Origin of the sequence: Spirabiliibacterium pneumoniae, assembly GCF_014884995.1 — a bacterium.
Lineage (GTDB): Bacteria > Pseudomonadota > Gammaproteobacteria > Enterobacterales > Pasteurellaceae > Spirabiliibacterium > Spirabiliibacterium pneumoniae.
In genome coordinates this window covers 22369-40421 of the sequence record NZ_JABMII010000019.1, presented here as the reverse complement: position 1 = coordinate 40421, position 18053 = coordinate 22369, and the positions used below count along the sequence as shown (strand labels likewise).

General features: G+C 50.5%; 23 protein-coding genes. 8 read left to right on the top strand and 15 right to left on the bottom strand.

Annotation, left to right across the window (positions count from 1 at the left end):
- The first annotated feature begins 43 nt into the window (after positions 1-43).
- The 6 genes from HPC38_RS10045 (at position 44) to fis (ending at position 5631) form a co-directional block, all read left to right on the top strand.
- Positions 44-793: an OmpA family protein gene (locus HPC38_RS10045; RefSeq protein WP_208121144.1), complete on the top strand. Its 750-nt coding sequence runs from the start codon at positions 44-46 to the stop codon at positions 791-793.
- A 650-nt stretch (positions 794-1443) separates the two neighbouring features.
- Entirely contained in the window at positions 1444-1695 is a 252-nt protein-coding gene (locus HPC38_RS10040) for a YhdT family protein (protein ID WP_208121143.1), read from the top strand.
- Positions 1688-3133 (top strand): sodium/pantothenate symporter, encoded by a 1446-nt coding sequence (gene panF / locus HPC38_RS10035; RefSeq protein WP_208121147.1) that lies wholly within the window; start codon positions 1688-1690, stop codon positions 3131-3133. Before HPC38_RS10040 ends, panF begins: the two co-directional genes overlap by 8 nt.
- A gap of 2 nt (positions 3134-3135) precedes the next feature.
- Positions 3136-4020 (top strand): 50S ribosomal protein L11 methyltransferase, encoded by an 885-nt coding sequence (prmA, locus tag HPC38_RS10030; protein WP_208121142.1) that lies wholly within the window; start codon positions 3136-3138, stop codon positions 4018-4020.
- A 309-nt stretch (positions 4021-4329) separates the two neighbouring features.
- Positions 4330-5301: a tRNA dihydrouridine synthase DusB gene (gene dusB, locus HPC38_RS10025; protein ID WP_208121141.1), complete on the top strand. Its 972-nt coding sequence runs from the start codon at positions 4330-4332 to the stop codon at positions 5299-5301.
- 33 nt (positions 5302-5334) lie between these two features.
- Entirely contained in the window at positions 5335-5631 is a 297-nt protein-coding gene (gene fis / locus HPC38_RS10020) for a DNA-binding transcriptional regulator Fis (RefSeq protein WP_208121140.1), read from the top strand.
- A 120-nt stretch (positions 5632-5751) separates the two neighbouring features.
- On the opposite strand, the gene glnB is transcribed toward fis, so the two are convergent.
- The 14 genes from glnB to HPC38_RS09950 form a co-directional block, all read right to left on the bottom strand.
- Complete coding sequence (gene glnB / locus HPC38_RS10015) at positions 5752-6090, bottom strand: nitrogen regulatory protein P-II (RefSeq protein ID WP_208121139.1); 339 nt, start codon at positions 6088-6090, stop codon at positions 5752-5754.
- Between the two features lie 9 nt (positions 6091-6099).
- On the bottom strand, positions 6100-6678 hold the full coding sequence (gene mog, locus HPC38_RS10010; protein WP_208121138.1) for a molybdopterin adenylyltransferase: 579 nt from the start codon (positions 6676-6678) through the stop codon (positions 6100-6102).
- Positions 6671-7585 (bottom strand): c-type cytochrome biogenesis protein CcmI, encoded by a 915-nt coding sequence (gene ccmI, locus HPC38_RS10005; RefSeq protein ID WP_208121137.1) that lies wholly within the window; start codon positions 7583-7585, stop codon positions 6671-6673. Before ccmI ends, mog begins: the two co-directional genes overlap by 8 nt.
- Positions 7582-8028, bottom strand: a complete 447-nt coding sequence (locus HPC38_RS10000) for a cytochrome c-type biogenesis protein (RefSeq protein WP_208121136.1) — start codon at positions 8026-8028, stop codon at positions 7582-7584. The genes ccmI and HPC38_RS10000 overlap by 4 nt, the downstream gene beginning before the upstream one ends.
- Complete coding sequence (locus tag HPC38_RS09995) at positions 8016-8573, bottom strand: DsbE family thiol:disulfide interchange protein (RefSeq protein WP_208121135.1); 558 nt, start codon at positions 8571-8573, stop codon at positions 8016-8018. The genes HPC38_RS10000 and HPC38_RS09995 overlap by 13 nt, the downstream gene beginning before the upstream one ends.
- Positions 8566-10524 (bottom strand): heme lyase CcmF/NrfE family subunit, encoded by a 1959-nt coding sequence (locus tag HPC38_RS09990; protein ID WP_208121134.1) that lies wholly within the window; start codon positions 10522-10524, stop codon positions 8566-8568. The genes HPC38_RS09995 and HPC38_RS09990 overlap by 8 nt, the downstream gene beginning before the upstream one ends.
- The gene (gene ccmE / locus HPC38_RS09985) at positions 10521-11084 is read right to left on the bottom strand and encodes a cytochrome c maturation protein CcmE (protein ID WP_208121133.1); all 564 of its coding nucleotides are present in this window, start codon (positions 11082-11084) and stop codon (positions 10521-10523) included. Before ccmE ends, HPC38_RS09990 begins: the two co-directional genes overlap by 4 nt.
- Positions 11074-11286: a heme exporter protein CcmD gene (ccmD, locus tag HPC38_RS09980; RefSeq protein ID WP_208121132.1), complete on the bottom strand. Its 213-nt coding sequence runs from the start codon at positions 11284-11286 to the stop codon at positions 11074-11076. Before ccmD ends, ccmE begins: the two co-directional genes overlap by 11 nt.
- Positions 11283-12023, bottom strand: a complete 741-nt coding sequence (locus HPC38_RS09975; RefSeq protein WP_208121131.1) for a heme ABC transporter permease — start codon at positions 12021-12023, stop codon at positions 11283-11285. Before HPC38_RS09975 ends, ccmD begins: the two co-directional genes overlap by 4 nt.
- A gap of 10 nt (positions 12024-12033) precedes the next feature.
- Positions 12034-12696: a heme exporter protein CcmB gene (gene ccmB, locus HPC38_RS09970; RefSeq protein ID WP_208121130.1), complete on the bottom strand. Its 663-nt coding sequence runs from the start codon at positions 12694-12696 to the stop codon at positions 12034-12036.
- A complete protein-coding gene (gene ccmA / locus HPC38_RS09965; RefSeq protein ID WP_208121129.1) occupies positions 12693-13340 on the bottom strand; it encodes a cytochrome c biogenesis heme-transporting ATPase CcmA in 648 nt (215 codons plus the stop codon). Before ccmA ends, ccmB begins: the two co-directional genes overlap by 4 nt.
- Positions 13341-13571: 231 nt before the next feature.
- A complete protein-coding gene (folA, locus tag HPC38_RS09960) occupies positions 13572-14069 on the bottom strand; it encodes a type 3 dihydrofolate reductase (protein ID WP_208121128.1) in 498 nt (165 codons plus the stop codon).
- Positions 14070-14078: 9 nt separating this feature from the next.
- A complete protein-coding gene (locus HPC38_RS09955; RefSeq protein WP_208121127.1) occupies positions 14079-14546 on the bottom strand; it encodes a threonine/serine exporter family protein in 468 nt (155 codons plus the stop codon).
- On the bottom strand, positions 14546-15331 hold the full coding sequence (locus HPC38_RS09950; RefSeq protein ID WP_208121126.1) for a threonine/serine exporter family protein: 786 nt from the start codon (positions 15329-15331) through the stop codon (positions 14546-14548). The genes HPC38_RS09955 and HPC38_RS09950 overlap by 1 nt, the downstream gene beginning before the upstream one ends.
- 95 nt (positions 15332-15426) lie before the next feature.
- Between HPC38_RS09950 and proB the strand changes: the two genes are divergently transcribed.
- Both proB and proA read left to right on the top strand, forming a co-directional pair.
- A complete protein-coding gene (proB, locus tag HPC38_RS09945) occupies positions 15427-16557 on the top strand; it encodes a glutamate 5-kinase (protein ID WP_208121125.1) in 1131 nt (376 codons plus the stop codon).
- Between the two features lie 9 nt (positions 16558-16566).
- Complete coding sequence (gene proA / locus HPC38_RS09940) at positions 16567-17823, top strand: glutamate-5-semialdehyde dehydrogenase (RefSeq protein ID WP_208121124.1); 1257 nt, start codon at positions 16567-16569, stop codon at positions 17821-17823.
- Here the strand turns inward: proA and HPC38_RS09935 are convergent.
- Positions 17810-17977, bottom strand: a complete 168-nt coding sequence (locus HPC38_RS09935; RefSeq protein WP_208121123.1) for a hypothetical protein — start codon at positions 17975-17977, stop codon at positions 17810-17812. The two genes, proA and HPC38_RS09935, sit on opposite strands and share 14 nt — an antisense overlap.
- Positions 17978-18053: the final 76 nt, after the last annotated feature.

Genomic DNA, 18053 nt, shown 5'->3' with positions numbered 1-18053 from the left:
CGCACTTTGCACAAAGTGCGGTCACTTTTGATAAGGAAAAGCAATGAAAAAATTAGCAAAATGGGCCTTGCCATTGTTGGCAGCCAGCGTTGTGGCAGCGTGCGGCAACTTAAGTGATGTGAAAAAGAACGGCACAACCGATGAGCCAAAATGGCCGAAGATTGAAGACGCGAGTGTCAACTTCTCAGGCTCTCAATACGGCACTTGGCCAAACTGGGATAACGTGCGCCAAATTGAATCGGGCATGAACAAAGACCAGCTCTATTATTTGATTGGTCGCCCACACTACCAAGAAGGTTTATTCGGCGTGCGTGAATGGGATTATGTGTTCAACTACCGTCAAAACGGCGTACACAAAATCTGCCAATTCAAAGTGTTGTTCGACACCGATATGAATGCACAGTCCTTCTTCTGGCATCCTAAAGGCTGTAACAACCAGTATGAATTGAATGGCGACTTCTTGTTTGACTTTGATTCAGCCAAATTGACACCAAAAGGTAAAAAAGTGGTAGAAACCGTGGTGGAAGGCTTGAAGTCTCAAGGTATCACCGCCGTGACTGTGGACGGTTATACTGACCGTTTGGGTTCAGACAGCTATAACTTGAAACTGTCACAACGTCGTGCGGACGCGGTGAAAGCCTATATGGCGAACCTTGGCTTCCCAGCACAAAACATCTCTACCCATGGCTTCGGTAAAGCCGACCAAGTGGTGGCCTGTGATGGCGAAAGTGGTCAAGCCCTGAAAGACTGCCTGCGCCCGAACCGCCGCGTGGTGATCTCTGCTAAGCAGTAATGGTTAGTTGTTAGTCATATGAGAAAAACCGCACTTTTAAAGTGCGGTTTTTTGTGCTTGTAAAGTCGGTGTCGGCGTTCGTGCGCGTGCGTTTATGAGGCTGTCATTACGCTCGCTGGCGGCTTGAGGGCTTATTTGCGCAAGCTCCAAGACCCCAACGCACCCCTGATGATTTTTTCTTTGCCTTCGCCTAAATTTTCAGTCGAATTTTTATTTTGCATTTTGAAAAAACAAAGTGCGGTCAAACACTCTTCGCCAACCGCACTTTGAGAGTTTAAACCTCATAAGTGATGGGGTTTTGCGCCCCCTATAGAGCCGCTAGTGCGCAGCCGTAGGGGGTATCAGTGAGATTGTTTCGTGTTCGAAGCCCACGTAAGTGGGCAAGTTAAAAAATCGAACGGTGAAATAACCCCACAGCACAACCAGTGACGAACTTAGGGCGCGTAGGTTTTCAAAGGGGCTGTGCGCACAGCTCCTTTTAATGCTACAAGGCGGAACTTGCGATAGTGATGATTAAAAAATGAAAGAGAAAAGAAAAAGTGCGGTTGCGTCACCCAAACGGGTGCTTAATTGTGCAGATTGCGCTGTTTATCTACAAAAACTGCTGTATAATCAACGCCGTTTTGTTAACTGAACGAAAGGAGCGTTAGATGTATACATCACAACGATTTCATCAAGCCACACGGGAGGCACGGTGGGCCTTGATTGTCACAATTGCTTATCTTATCGGCTGGATTTGTTGTGCGTATTTGCCTGCCGACACAAAAGGGCCACTTCATTTTCCGCTGTGGTTTGAGCTGTCCTGCCTGTATTTGCCTGTGGTTTTTATTGTGGTGGCATATTGGCTGATCAAAATTGTTTATCAGGATATTTCGTTAGAAAAGGAAGGGCATGATGAATAATTTGGGCATGATTATTCCGCTGGTAATTTATTTGCTGTTTGTATTTGGCGCTGCAATTTATGCCTACACGCGTCGTAGCCGTGGCGATTATCTCACGGAGTATTATGTGGGCAACCGTTCAATGACAGGCTTTGTGTTGGCGATGACAACGGCAGCAACTTATGCCAGCGCCAGCAGTTTTGTCGGCGGGCCAGGTGCGGCGTATAAGTTTGGTTTGGGCTGGATTTTATTGGCGATGATCCAGCTGCCTGCGGTGTGGCTGGCACTGGGCGTATTGGGCAAGAAAATGGCGATTCTATCGCGCAAAGTCAATGCGCTTACTATCAATGATTTGCTGCTTTATCGCTACAAAAACCGCACTTTGGTCTGGATCTCTTGCGTGGCGTTGCTGCTGGCCTTTTTTGTGGCGATGATTGCGCAATTTGTAGGTGGTGCACGGTTGCTGGAAACTACGCTAGGCATCAATTATCGATTGTCGTTGTTAATTTTTGCACTCACGGTGGCGTTGTACACCTTTATCGGTGGTTTCCGTGCGGTAGTGCTGACTGACACGTTGCAAGGGGCGGTGATGATTTTAGGCACGCTGATTTTGCTCTCAGGTGTGATTTACGCCACGGGTGGCATTGAAAATGCTATGGCGACCTTAAACAGCATTGATCCAAGTTTGACCACACCTTATGGGCCAAATGGCATGCTCGGATTTGAATTTATGGCATCGTTTTGGGTGTTAGTGTGTTTTGGGGTAGTAGGCTTGCCACATACCGTGATCCGCACGATGGCATATAAAGACAGCAAAGCACTGCATAGCGGCATGCTGATTGGCACGGTGGTGCTGGGCATTATTATGCTGGGTATGCACCTTTCTGGTGCGCTGGGGCGGGCATTAATTCCAGATTTGACTATCCCTGATCAGGTGATTCCAACCTTGATGGTGCAAGTATTACCGCCGATTGTGGCAGGGATTTTCTTAGCCACGCCGATGGCATCTATTATGTCCACCATTGATTCTCAGCTGATTCAATCGTCTTCTGTGTTTGTGAAAGATATTTACCTTGCTTTAAAACCTGAAGCGGCGAACAATCAGCGCCGATTATCGCGCATTTCGAGCGTGATTACGCTGCTGATCAGTGTGTTGCTGATCTTTGCCGCGTTAAATCCGCCAGATATGTTGATTTGGTTAAATATTTTTGCCTTTGGAGGGCTGGAAGCGGCCTTTTTATGGGTGATTGTGCTGGGGCTTTATTGGGAAAAAGCCAACGCCTACGGTGCGATTGCCTCTATGCTCACGGGCATGGTCTGCTACATTGGTTTAACTGCCGCAGGTGTGAAATTATTTCACTTCCACGCCATTGTGCCTTCACTCATTTTGGGCTTGCTTGCATTCCTGATTGCGAATAAAGTGGGTGAAAGAAAACAGATTGCAAATATTAGGGAGTGATTATGCCTTGGGTACAAATTCGCATTGAAAGCACCAAAGACGATGCGGAGCAGCTGGAAGATGCGCTGTTAGCGCAAGGGGCGGTGTCGGTCACGTTTATGGACAGCGAAGACTGCCCAATTTTTGAGCCGCTGCCAGGTGAAACCCGTTTGTGGGGCAACACGGTGGTGATTGGCTTGTTTGAGGCGCAAACGTCGATGCAGACGGTTGTCGCCAATTTACAGGCACAAGGCGCGTTGAACGCACAGACGCAATACAAAATTGAGCTGATTGAAGACAAAGATTGGGTGCGTGAGTGGATGAAAGATTTCAAGCCGATTCCGTTTGGCTCACGGCTTTGGATTTGCCCAAGTTGGCTGCCTGTGCCAGATGAAAGTGCGGTCAACGTGATGCTTGACCCTGGCCTTGCTTTTGGCACAGGAACGCACCCGACCACCGCACTTTGCCTCGAGTGGCTTGATGGGCTGGATTTGGCAGGCAAAACGGTGATTGATTTCGGTTGCGGCTCGGGCATTTTAGCCATTGCCGCGCTGAAACTCGGCGCCAAGGCGGCCATCGGGATTGACATTGACCCGCAAGCGCTGCAAGCCAGCTTGCAAAATGCGCAAAATAATGGCGTGGCAGATCGCTTGACGTTGTATCATGCCAGCGAAGTGCCAGCTGGATTGCAAGCACAGGTGGTACTTGCCAATATTTTGGCGGAGCCGCTGCGTCAGCTGGCAGCGCAAATTGCAGGCAGCTTGCTTGATGCCCAAGGGCAAGTGTGTTTGTCGGGCATTTTAGACACGCAAGCCGATGAAATCGCGGAAATTTATCGCCACTATGTGCGCATAGATGAAATCAAAAACCGTGGTGAGTGGTGCCGTGTGGTGGGCACGCACGCTTAAGTAGGTTTAGCAATGCCACCGCACGGGCTTAAGACAGCAAGAGCAAAGTGCGGTGGCAAGTTGTATTCATTTTTTGCCATAACGCTCGGATTTTAAGCAGCTTATAGGCAAGCTGAACCGATTAATCCATAAAAATTTTGCTTTTGGTATGCAAAGTGCGGTCATAATTGGCTAAAAAAGATCCAAAAGTTGGATATGGATCAAAAAAAAAGCATTTGCTTAAAAAATAGTCTTCCCTATCTCTAAAAAAGTGCGTATTATAGCGCCCTTGTTCGGTTTAACGCAGTTGCGTTGTTTAAGTGGGGCGAGATGCGCATTGGAAAATTTCAATTACTAAATCGCGTTTTTCTCGCACCAATGGCGGGGGTCACTGATCTCCCTTTCAGGCGGTTATGCGCGCGCTATGGTGCGAGTTTGACCTATTCTGAAATGATGTCGGCCAATCGAGATGTTTGGCATACGGATAAATCACGCTTGCGCGTGGCGCATCACCCTGAAATTGGCATTAATGCGGTGCAAATTGCAGGTAGCGAAGCGCAAGAAATGGCGCAGGCGGCACGTGAAAGCGTGGCGCTGGGGGCGGAGATTATCGACATCAATATGGGGTGCCCTGCAAAAAAGGTTAATCGTAAACAAGCGGGGTCAGCGTTAATGCAAAACCCTGCGTTGGTGGCCTCAATTTTGCAGGCAGTGGTGAGCGCCGTGGATGTGCCTGTCACCTTAAAAATGCGAACCGGCTGGGATAAAGCACACCGAAACTGCCTTGAAATTGCGCATATTGCAGAGCAAGCAGGCATTTGTGCGGTGACCATTCATGGGCGCACGCGCAGTTGCATGTATGAAGGTGAAGCGGAATATGAGCATATTCGTGCAGTGAAACGTGCTGTGAGTATCCCAGTGATTGCCAATGGTGACATCACCTCGCCTGAAAAGGCCAAATGGGTGCTGGATTACACTGGGGCAGATGCGGTGATGATTGGCCGAGCGGCACTTGGGCAGCCTTGGCTGTTTGATCAAGTGGGCAGATTTTTGCAAACAGGTACATTGCATAGTGGGCCTGATTTAGCAGAAAAATGTCAAATTGCTCTTGAGCATATCCGTGCGCTCCATCAATTTTATGGGGCGCAGAAAGGTTTTAGAGTAGCGCGCAAGCATGTAGGCTGGTATTTGGATAACATTAAGCCTGACATGACGTTTAAACGCCAATTTAATGCCATCAGTGACCCTGATGTGCAGCTTACGGCGTTAGGCGCGTTTTTTGACTCAATTTTAGCAAATTGAGAAGTTTTTATCGTTAAATGGAATAAATTGAATATGTTAGAACAACGTAGTAATTCAGAAGCATTAACCGTATCGACGTTGAATGCACAATCTCAACTTACAAATAAACCACTAAGAGATTCTGTTAAGCAAGCATTGAAAAATTATTTGGCACAACTCAATGGCCAAGACGTCAATGATCTTTATGAATTGGTCCTCTCTGAAGTTGAGCACCCAATGCTGGATATGGTGATGCAATACACGCGTGGCAACCAAACACGCGCGGCGAATATGCTCGGGATTAACCGTGGTACATTGCGCAAAAAATTAAAAAAATACGGTATGGGCTGATAATCAGCTAGATGTAAAAAAACCCGCCTTGTGCGGGTTTTTTATTGGCTTTCGAGTTCTTGCAAGTTCGGCATTTTATAAAAAGCACTTGTACTGCTGAAATCGTAACCCAAAGTGCGGTTACAATGCCTCTTCGTTCTCTTCCCCTGTGCGAATACGCACCACGCGCTCGACATCATAAACAAAAATTTTGCCGTCGCCAATTTTGCCTGTTTGGGCGCTGTCGATAATGGCCTCAATGGCGCGCTCAACATCTTCATCTAGCACCACAATGTCTAATTTGACTTTGGGCAGAAAATCTACCATATATTCTGCCCCGCGGTACATTTCCGTGTGCCCTTTTTGCCGCCCAAAACCTTTGACTTCTGAGACGGTCATGCCCGTGATGCCCACATCAGAAAGGGCTTCACGCACATCGTCAAGTTTAAAGGGCTTGATAATCGCTTCAATTTTTTTCATATTGGCTCCTTATCGGCGCGCCGATTTTGGACGGAAAGCGCGAACCACCGCATCATGGGTTTCCACATAAATGCCACTGAGCAGCTGCAAGCAGTAAGGCACGGCGCTGAAAATGCCTTGCACAACGCTGTGGCCGTCGGCGTCTTTCACGCCTTCAAGGGTTTCTTGAATGGCTTTAGGTTGCCCTGGCAGGTTTAAAATTAGGCTCTCGGCGCGAATCACACCCACTTGCCGAGATAAAAGTGCGGTCGGCACAAAATGTAAACTCACTTGCCGCATTTGTTCGCCAAAGCCTGGCATTTCGCGATCCGCCACAGCTAATGTGGCATCAGGGGTGACATCACGTTTAGCCGGCCCCGTTCCGCCTGTGGTAAGCACTAAATCGCAGTGATGAGTGTCCACTAACTCGATTAAGGTTTGCTCAATCAGTGGTTGCTCGTCGGGGATAAGGCGGCTTTCAATGGTAAATTCGCCCACAATGGCGGATTTTAACCAGCTTTCTAAGGCGGGCAGCCCTTGGTCTTGATACACGCCAGTGCTTGCGCGGTCGGAAACAGACACCAAGCCGATTTTGAGTTGTTTATTCATTGGGTTTCTCCTGTGAGGGCACCGCACTTTGCTGTTTCTTCAATGCCTGTTGAGCTTGCTCAATACTACGCTGAATTAATGCAATGCGGCTGTCATCGTTGGGTAACAATTTTAGCATCATTTTCCATGCCGTGAGTGCCATGGTGTAATTTTCTTTTTCGTAGGCGTTGAACGCCAGCAGGCTCAAGGCTTGCGTGTTGGTGTGATCTTGCTTGATCACTTGGCGCAACAGCACTTCGCCCTGCACGTTATCGCGCTCATCTTGTGAGAACAACAACACCCGTGCGTAGCTGACTTTATAGTTGAGATTGGCAGGGTCGAGATTAAACGCGCGTTTGTAGCTTTCCATCGCCAGCTGTCCGTTATTGGTATTCATGCCAATTTGCCCCAGCAGCCACCAGCCTTTGGCATCATTTGGGTCTTGTTGCAAATGGGTGCGTAGTCCGATGGTGAGCTGCTGCAATTCGTTCATGTTCAGCGGCTTGCTTTGTTCTTCATCTAAGCGTTGATAAAGTGCGGGCAGCTGCGCTTGTGCGTGGTCAAGCTGTTGTTGCGCGCGCCATGAGCCAACACTGAAATACGCCGCAAGGGCGATGCTTACTAGCGCTAAGGTGGCCGAGATAAACCATATGCCGCCACGCTTAATGCGTGTGGGTGCAACCGCACTTTCGTGTTCAGGAATGTCAGTGAGCAAGCGCTGTTGCAATTCTTGCTGCGCTTGCGCGCTGTTATCAAGCACGCCTTCGGCTTGCTGTTGCTGCACTTCATCAAGGCTGTGGTAATAAAAAGCGCGATTCAGTGCATGTTGGCGAGTGAAAGTGCGGTTGTGGGTGCGCACTAACAACGGATAAAACGCGATGGACGCCACAATCACGGTCAAGCCGAGTATCAAGAGCCACAATGTCATGATTTTTGCTCCTCTTTCTCATTTAGCACGTTTTCAAGGCGTGTGGGGTCAACGGTGTTGGTTGATGGCGTTGGCGTGCGTTTAAAAAAGAGCCAAAGCCCGATCAGTAGTAATAAAATCGGCAATGCCCATAAAATCACGGTCGAGAACGTCAACGGTGGGTCATAGGTGACAAAGTTGCCGTAGCGCGCGACCATGTAGTCCACGATCTCCTGCTTGCTTTTGCCCTCGTTGAGCAGCTCAAATACTTTGGCGCGCATATCTGTTGCAATGGTGGCGTTGGAGTCCGCAATGGAATTATTTTGGCATTGTGGGCAGCGTAATTGCTCGGTTAATTGGTGATATGTGGCTTCTTGCTGGCTGGATTGAAACGACAATGCTTCAATGGCCGCGTGGGCGTGCACGGCAAAGAGCAGCCAAAAATAGCAGATTATTTTTGACATATTGCCTCCTTGGCGTAGCGCTCATACAGCGGCTTGAGAGTGTTTTCCCAAACACGGTTGTCCAGCGCGCCAGCAAAGCGATAACGAATGATGCCAGCGCAGTCGATGAGAAAGGTTTCAGGCGCGCCATATACGCCTAAGTCAAAGCCGAGCGCGCCTTTTTCATCAAAAATTACTTGTTGGTAGGGGTTGCCTAAATTCTCCAGCCAGCGCAAGGCGGCGTTGCGGTTGTCTTTGTAGTTGATGCCCACCATAGTCACCGCACTTTTGAGCGTGTTGAGGTAACTGTGCTCAGCATAACACGTCGGGCACCAGGTCGCCCACACGTTTAACAAAAACGGCGTGTGGCTTGGCAGGCTTTGTGTTGCAACCCGCCCTTGATCAGGGGCAAGCGCGGGCAGGTCAAAGTGCGGTAATGCTTTGCCCACAAGGGCAGATTCCAAGGCTTTGGGGTCATCACCGTGAGCGTTGCGCAGCAGTTGCCAGCCAAACAGTGCCACCAAGATAAAAAAGGCAATCAAAGGTAAAAAGAGTTTTTTATTCATGTTGTCCCTTTTTGATAAAACGAGAGAGACGATAACGCCGATCGCTGATGCACAAAAGCCCTCCTAATGCCATAAACAGCCCGCCGAACCAAATCCAACGCACGAAAGGTTTAAAATATAAGCGCAGCGCCCAGGCGTTATTATCCAAGCGCTCGCCGAGTGCGACATACAGATCACGGCTAAAGCCCCAATCAATCGCTGCCTCTGTCATGCTCATTTTACTTACGGTATAAAAGCGTTTTTCCGCATGCAATTGCGCGTGTGGCTGCCCGTGTTTACTGATGGCAATCTCCGCGCTGGCGCCTTGATAATTTGCGCCATCTTGCGCTTTCACGCCTTGAAAGGTGAACGTGTAGCCTGCAATATCAATGCTATCACCAACTTGCATGCGCACATCACGCTCAATGCTGAAATTTTGGCTAAAGGCAATGCCGAATACCGTCATCGCGACACCTAAGTGGGCGCTAATCATGCCAAAATGTGAGCGTGAAAGTTTGCGTAAGCCTGCCCAAAAACGGTGTCGATGGGTGGCGCGCAGGTGCAGCTCATAGAGGCTGAGCAAGACAATGATCGCCGCCATCATGCTGCCGAGCACCGCGGTGGTGGTGAGCTGATCAAATAAGGTGTAGGGCAAAATCAGCCCCAGTGCGGCCATCAATACAAGGCTGATAATAACAGGGCGACGAATTGCGCTCGGCTGATCCCGCCGCCATTTCACCAGCGGGCCAATGCCAAGAATAAACGAAAATGGCACCATTAAAATGATAAACATTTGATTGAAAAAAGGCGCGCCCACGGAAATGGAGCCAAGCCCGAGCTGCTTGTGCAGCAGTGGCAATAATGTTCCGATCAGCACCACAGAAAGTGCGGTCATCAACAGCACATTATTGAGCAGCAGCAGGTTTTCCCGCGAGTAACGGGCGTAGTGATTAAGCGAGCGAATTTGGTTGCCTCGAAAGGCATACAGCGTGAGCGAGCCGCCGATCACCAGCACCAAATAAGCGAGGATAAACATGCCGCGCGTTGGATCGGAGGCGAACGCGTGAACAGAGACCAAAATGCCCGAGCGCACCAAAAAGGTGCCGAGCAAACACAGCGAAAAAGCGAGAATCGCCAACAGCACTGTCCATGCCTTGAAACTGCCACGTTTTTCGGTGACAGACAAACTGTGAATTAATGCGGTGCCTGCCAGCCACGGCATTAGGGAGGCGTTTTCCACAGGATCCCAAAACCACCAGCCGCCCCAGCCGAGTTCGTAATACGCCCACCATGAGCCGAGCACAATCCCAAGGGTTAAAAACACCCACGCGGCCAGTGTCCACGGGCGTGACCAGCGCGCCCATGCAGTGTCGAGCTGCCCGCCAATCAACGCGGCGATGGCAAAGGCAAAGGCGACTGAAAAGCCAACATAGCCCATATACAGCAGCGGCGGGTGGAAAATCAACCCCACATCTTGCAGCAGCGGGTTCAGCTCGCGCCCATCAACAGGAAAGTCAGGAAAAGTGCGGTCAAATGGGTTGGAGGTGAAGAGGATAAAAATTAAAAAACCGATGCTAATCAGCCCCATCACCGCCATCACGCGCGCGATCGCCTCTAATGGCAGGCTTTTGCTGAGCACCGCCACCGCCGCCCCCCACAGGGAAAGCAGCCAAATCCACAACAGCAGCGAGCCTTCATGCGAGCCCCACACGGCGGAAAGGCGATAATAAAGCGGCAGTTGACTGTTGGAATTATTGACCACATATTGCACGCTGAAATCATTGATCGCAAACAGATAACTGAGGCTGATAAACGCCACGCTAAGTGTGAGGAACAAGCTGAGACTCAATGGGCGGGCGAGCAGCATCAAAGTGCGGTTATGGCGCGCGCTGCCAAAAGCAGGCAACAGGGTTTGCAACACCGCCAGTGCCAGTGCCAGTGCGAGGGCGTAATTTCCAAATTCAGCGATCATTTTTGCCCCTTGTCGGCGTCAATGGTTTGTTTTAAGTGTTGTTTGAATTTCTCAATGGCTTGTGCGTCGCGCGCGGATTGCCCTTTGAGATCACCACTGCTTACGCCCATTGGCTGATGCACTTTCTGCATTTGGCTTTCCAGCTCAGGCGGCACATAGTTTTCATCGTGTTTCGCCAACACTTCGCTGGCTTTCAGCGTTTTTTCATCAAGCAACACGCCTTGTGCGACAATGCCTTGCCCTTCGCGGAAAAGATCCGGCAATATGCCTTCATATTCCACTGTGATAGCAGGGCCAATGTCATTGAGATCAAACCGCACTTTTAAGCTGTTAGGGTCGCGCACGACAGATCCTTCCACCACCATGCCCCCCACGCGCAGGCGCTGGCCAGTGTGTGGCTTGGCGTCAGGCTTATTGTCTTTGCCATAAATCACCTCAGAGGGGGTGTAGAACAAGTCAATATTTGAGCGCAGGGCAAACAGCATTAAGGCAACTGCGGTGCTTAAGCCGATGAGCACCAACACAAGGATTTTTAGGCGTGATTTGCGTCTAGGATTCATGCTGACCTCGTTTAAATTGCGCTTGTTGCGCTTGGCGTTGATGATATTTTGCAATATTACGCAGCAGCTGTTTGCGCTCAATGAGGGTGAGGACAATCAGCAACAGAAGGCAAAGTGCGGTCAAGCCATAGCAAAGCCAAACATAAAAGCCATAGCCCCCCATGTGAATAAAGTCGGCAAAACTGCCAAAAAATGGTGTCATGATTTCACTCCCACTAACGCTTTTACCCACGGGCGTTTATAGTCTTCTTTGATTAATGCGTTGCGATAGCGCATTAAGGTTAGCCACAGGGTTAAACATAAAAAACCGAAGATCGCTAAAATCAGCGGATATAACATCGCATTTGCCATCGAGGGCTTGGCAAATTTCGTAATGGTGGCACCTTGATGTAAAGTGTTCCACCATTGCACGGAGAAATGGATAATCGGTAAATTTACCACGCCCACCAGTGAGAGCACACCAGCGACTTTTGCACCACGGCGGCTGTCGTCGAAGGCGTTGTAGAGCGCAATAATGCCGATGTACAAAAAGAACAAAATCAGCTCGGAGGTCAGCCGCGCGTCCCACACCCACCACGTGCCCCACATGGGCTTGCCCCAAATGGCGCCTGTGATGAGCGCGATAAATGTGATCACCGCGCCAATGGGCGCCATGGCGATCATCGCTAAATAGGCTTGACGAATTTGCCATATTAAGCCCACTGCAGCCGCGCCCGCCATTGCGGCATAAATGCCCATCGACCAAATCGCACTGGGCACATGCACATAAATCATACGAAAGCCGTTGCCTTGCTGATAATCCGCAGGCGCAAAGGCCAAGCCCCAGACAAGGCTTATCACCAGCAGTAAAAGTGCGGTCAGTCCGAAAAACGGCATGAATTTAGTGCACAATGCGTATTGTGTTTCGGGTTTTGCATAAGGGTGAAGCCATTTCCACATGGGGTTGTCCTTACTCTAAATGAATTTTCACCGCCCCTGCAATGGCAAAGGGGGCAAGCGTTATGGTTAACATCATGATCGCGCCTAAAATGGCAAGCTGAGGTGTGTAATCCAGTTGTAGCTGTGCGGCATCGAGCACGGCGGCGGAGAAGATCAGCACAGGGATAATCAACGGGATCACCAATAAGCTGAGCAATACGCCACCACGGCGCAAGCCAACGGTTAATGCCACGCCAATGGCGCCAATGGCGCTTAATGTGGGCGTACCTAATAGCAAGGTTAACAGCAAAGCCCACCACAGTGTCACATCAAGGCTGAGTAATAATGCGGCAAGCGGTGAGAGCAAAATCAGCGGCAGCGCGGTGATAATCCAATGGGCGAGCATTTTCGCTGCCATCGTCAACGACAGTGGTGCGCGCAACAATGTCAGCTGCTCAAGTGAACCGTCACGAAAATCATCGGCAAACAGTCGTTCGAACGCTAATAGGGCTGAAAAGAGCGTTGCCACCCACACCACACCTGGCGCAATGCGTGCAAGCAAGGAAGGCTCAGGGCCAACAACGAGCGGAAAGAGGCTCACCACCATTAAAAAAAACCACAGTGGGTTCAGTAGCGCAGATTTATTCAGCCAAGCCAACTGCAATTCACGTTTTAAAATGGCAGAGAAGATCATAACGCCTCCTCACACTGAAATTCACTGAGATCAAGGCGTTTAAGCAGTGGGCTGTTAACGGCTTGATGGCTGGTCAACATTACAATCCCGCCGCGCTGACAGTGCTGTTCAAAAAGTGCGGTCAAGTCAAGCTGGCCTTGTGTATCAATGGCGGTGAAAGGCTCGTCGAGCAGCCAAATGGGCGCTTGAGAGAGATAAAGCCGCGCCAAGGCCACCCGCTTTTGTTGCCCTGCGGAGAGCTGAAAAAGTGCGGTGTCCTCAAGCCCCATCAAGCCGACACGGTAAAGCGCATCTAAAACCGCACTTTCTGCTTGCACACACGGACTGACACGCTGATAAAAACGCAAATTATCCCACGGGCTAAGCTGCATTTTCAGACCCGCGTGATGCCCGATATACAGCAGGTGCGTGAGATAGCTTTCCCGCTGTTGGCCAATTGGGGTGCCGTCGAACAGCACGCGCCCTTGCAGCGGCTGTGAAAGCCCCGCAATAATACGCAGCAGGCTGGTTTTCCCGATGCCGTTATGCCCAACCAGCTGCACCATCTCGCCACTTTGCACGGCAAGCGAAAGTCCCGCGAACAGTGTGTTATCACCGCGCTGACAAGCAAGCTGATGCAATGTGAGTTGATGTTGGGCAAACATAGGGCACCTTATTTGTTAGTTGAATGAGAATTTTAGCACAGCCTTTTCACCCAGTGCTAATCTCAGGCGCGCGGTGGGTTAACTCAAAAGATGTAGAGCGCGTGAGAATTTGCCCCGCCATTAGCGAAAATAAGCAGTAATGATTTGATTTTCAAAACGAATTTTGCCGAAAAATAGTTGCAATAATTTTGATCTATCGCAAATTGCAACCACGCTGACCGCACTTTAAGGTTAGGCCTGTGCATCTGGAATGCGTTGATAAATACAAAAACGGCAGTCAAAGGCGTTTTTCGCATCTTTTTCCGCCCACTGTTCAAACACCTGTTCCCAGCGCACGGGTTCAATCTCAGGGAAGTACGTGTCGCCGTCGAGGTGCGCTTGAATTTCAGTAAGATACAAGGTGGTCGCCAGAGGCAGGGCTTGTGCAAACAGTTGCCCACCGCCGATGATCATCACCTCACTGGCTTGCACGCAAAGGCTCAACGCTTGGTCTAAATTTTCCGCCCAAGTGACATCGGGTGCCTTAAACGGCGTGCGCGAAAGCACGATATTATGGCGATGGGGCAGCGCTTTGCCGATCGATTCAAAGGTTTTGCGCCCCATGATAATGGGCTTGTTGAGAGTGTTTTGCTTAAACCAAGCCAAATCGCGCGGCAAGTGCCACGGCATGGCGTTGTCTTTGCCGATAACGCGATTTTGGCTCATCGCCACAATTAAACTGATTTGCATATTCGCTCCTTACACCACAGGGCGCTGGCGGAAGAACAACAACCCTGGCAGCGCCAAGCCAAACGCAAGTGCGCCAATGATAAAGCCCGATTTCACAAAGTTGTCCACTGCCTGTTGAAAGAGGGCATCAGCATAGCCGAAATGGTGGATTTGCACAATCGCGATCATCGCTTTATAGGCATAGACACCTGGAATCATCGGGATAATCGCCGCCACCGTGAATACTTTCGGGTGCGCGAGGAAACGCTGCGAGAGATAGACGCCGATAAAGCCAATCAGGCTGGCGGCAAAAAACGTGGCAAACACCATTGGCATATCAATGGTGAGCAACAAGAGCTTACGAAAAGCGTGCCCCAGTGCGCCGAGCAGCGCGCAATATTTCAGCGCATTGGGTGGCACATTAAACAGCAAGGCAAAGCCCACCGCAGGAATGGCAGCGAAGAACATATCGTCAAGCAAGGTTAAAATTAAATCCATTAGCCACCCCACTGGTGAATATTAAGCAAACTCAAGGCAAACACAATCCCGATACAAGCGCCAAAGGTCAACACGGTGGCGAGCGCCCAGCGACCAATCCCCATATTGGTGAAGCCTTTTAAAATATCAGATAATGAATTGATGTATGGAAACCCTGGCACCAATAGCAACACGCTGGAAGCGATTGCCACTTGTGGGTCGTTACCAATGCCAAAACGCAGTGATACGCTGGAAATGCAGGTGGCGACAAAGGCGGTGGTGGCAAACACAATGGTCGGGTTATAGTGGCGCATGGAAAGCGCTTGGCGCACATACATCGCCACACACGAGGCGAGAAAGGTGATCGCGCAAATGTTGGCATCGCCCCCTGAAAGGCGCGCAAAACTCGCACACGACAACCCCACCATCAGCACTACCAAATAGCGATTGTATTTATAGGGGCGAATGGCGTAGAGTTTTTTGTGTACCGTTTCAGTGTCGTAAATATGATGCTCAGCGGCAATCACAATGTGTTGCACCTCAGTGACCACGTGCATATTAATGCCGCGATCTTGATTGCGCCGCGTGGTGGTGATGCAGTTGCCATTATGGCGAGTGGTCAGCACCACCGCGTTGGCAGTGAGCGCAATCTCCACACTTTCGACCCTAAGCGCTTTGCCTAAACGCTCAGCCACTTGGCTGACCAGCGTGCTTTCAGCGCCGTGTTGCAGCAGTAAAAGTGCGGTATGCACGCATAATCGCGTGATCTCCTGCTGCTCACTATGAGAGAGTTTTTTAAGCTCCATGGATAAAGTCCTAGACAACGATTTTATGAATGATTTTTAACGAGAATAATGGTAACGTAACAAAAAATTTTTTTCATTATTTAAGATTAAAAATTATGCAAAAAGTGCACATATCGGATCACGCCGATGCCAAAACCGTTGTATTAAAATTTGGCACCAGCGTGCTCACGCAAGGTTCGCCGAAACTTAACCGCCCTCATATGCTCAATATTGTGCGCCAATGTGCAATATTGAGAAAAATGGGGTTGCGCGTGGTGATTGTCACCTCAGGCGCGGTGGCGGCAGGGCGCGATTATCTGCGCCAGCCACAACTGCCACCGACCATTGCCTCAAAACAGATGCTCGCCGCCGTGGGGCAAAGTCAGCTTATCCAAACGTGGGAACAATTGTTTGATATTTATGATATTTTTATCGGGCAAATGCTGCTCACCCGCGCCGATTTGGAAGATCGCGAGCGCTTTTTAAATGCACGCGACACCCTCAATGCTCTGTTGGATAACGACATCATTCCGATTATCAACGAAAATGATGCGGTAGCCACGGCCGAAATCAAAGTGGGCGACAACGATAATCTCTCCGCGCTGGTAGCGATTCTCGCCAATGCGGATCAACTCTATTTGCTCACGGATCAACAAGGCCTCTTTGACAGCGATCCGCGCACTAACCCTGAGGCTAAGCTGATTTCGGTGGTGGAGAAAATCACCGATGAAACCCGCGCCATTGCCGGCGGAAGTGTGTCAGGGCTAGGCACAGGGGGCATGAGCACCAAAATTACCGCCGCCGACATCGCCACCCGTTTTGGGATTGAAACCATTATCGCCCCAGGTACGCAAGAGAATGTAATTGTTTCTCTTGCGCAAGGGCAGGCGATTGGCACCAAATTTGTCTCCACCAGCCACACCTTACAACGGCGCAAACAGTGGCTATTTGCCGCACCAAAAGCAGGGCGTGTGATCGTCGATGACGGTGCGTCGCAGGCCATTTTGCATGAACACAGCTCGCTATTGCCTGCGGGCATCGTGCAGGTTGAAGGGCGTTTTGCCCGCGGTGAAGCGCTGAATATTTGCAACGCGCAGGGAAAAACTTTGGCGATTGGCATGGCGTGTTATAACAGCGATGCGCTGAATGTGATCAAAGGGCACAAGTCGGGCGAGATCACCGCACTTTTGGGGTATGAATACGGCCACGTGGCGATTCATCGTGATGATATGGTGGTTTTAGATTAAGGATAAAATATGCAACTCATTGAAATGGGAAAGCGCGCCAAAGCCGCCGCTTTTCAACTGGCACAACTAAGCACCCACACGAAAAACCACGCTTTGGGCGTGATTGCCGATGAGCTTGAGGCCAACGCCAAGCACATTTTGGCTGCCAATGCGCAAGATATTGAGGCTGCCTGCGGGCAGGGCTTAAGTGAGGCATTAATCGACCGCTTGCTGCTCACCCCCGCACGATTGGCAGGCATTGCCAACGACGTGCGCCATGTGATCACCCTCGCCGATCCTGTCGGGCAGGTGATTGACGGCGGGCAGCTCGACAGCGGCTTGGCCATCTCCCGCGTACGGGTGCCACTGGGTGTAGTGGCGACCATTTATGAAGCGCGGCCGAATGTCACTATTGATGTAGCCTCATTGTGCTTGAAAACAGGCAACGCGGTGATTTTGCGCGGCGGCAAAGAAACGCGCAACACTAACGCTGCCTTGCTTGAGGTAGTGCAAATCGCACTTTCCCGCGTGGGCTTGCCGCAAGATGCGGTGCAGGCGATTTTAGACCCTGACCGCACTTTGGTGTTAGAACTGTTAAAACTCGATCGCTATGTGGATATGATCATCCCACGCGGCGGAGCGGGCCTGCATCAATTATGTAAAGAGCAGGGCACGATCCCAGTGATTGTGGGTGGCATTGGCATTTGCCATATTTTTGTTGAACAAAGTGCGGATCAAGCTCGCGCGTTAGCGGTCATTAACAATGCCAAAACCCAGCGCCCAAGCGCTTGCAACGCGCTGGAAACCTTGCTGGTGCAACGCAGCATCGCGGCAGAATTTATCCCACAAGTGGTCGCCGAACTGGCGGGCAAAAAAGTGCATTTTTACGGCGATGACGACGCACTGGCGATTTTGCAAAAGTGCGGTGCGAGCGCCAGCGCGGTTGGCAACGAGCAACTGCGCCGTGAGGCGTTGTGCAACGACATGAACGTGGTGATTGTCGATGACATCGAGCAGGCGATTACCCACATTCGCGAATACGGCAGCGCGCACTCAGACGCGATTTTAACCCAATCGCCACAGCTGATGACGCAGTTTGTCCGCCAAGTGGATTCGGCAACAGTGTATGTCAACGCCAGCACGCGTTTCACCGACGGCGGGCAATTTGGCTTGGGTGCCGAGGTGGCGGTGAGTACACAAAAACTCCATGCCCGCGGCCCCATGGGGCTAGAGGCGCTGACCACCTACAAATGGGTCTGCGTGGGGGATTATCTTAGCCGCGGCTAGGTGCGGTAGGAATTGGCAAAGTGCGGTTGGTGAGTGCGACCGCACTTTTGATTTTCGCGCTCTTCTCCGCCTGCGGCGGTGCTTTGTTCTCTGCCATGACTCCGTCATCGCTATCTTTTCCGCCTGCGGCGATGACCGCACTTTTCTCTTTCATGACTCCGTCATCACGCTACGGTTTCGCCGTTGGCGACCCGATTTCTTTGCTCGCCCAAAGAAATCGGGGAAAGAAA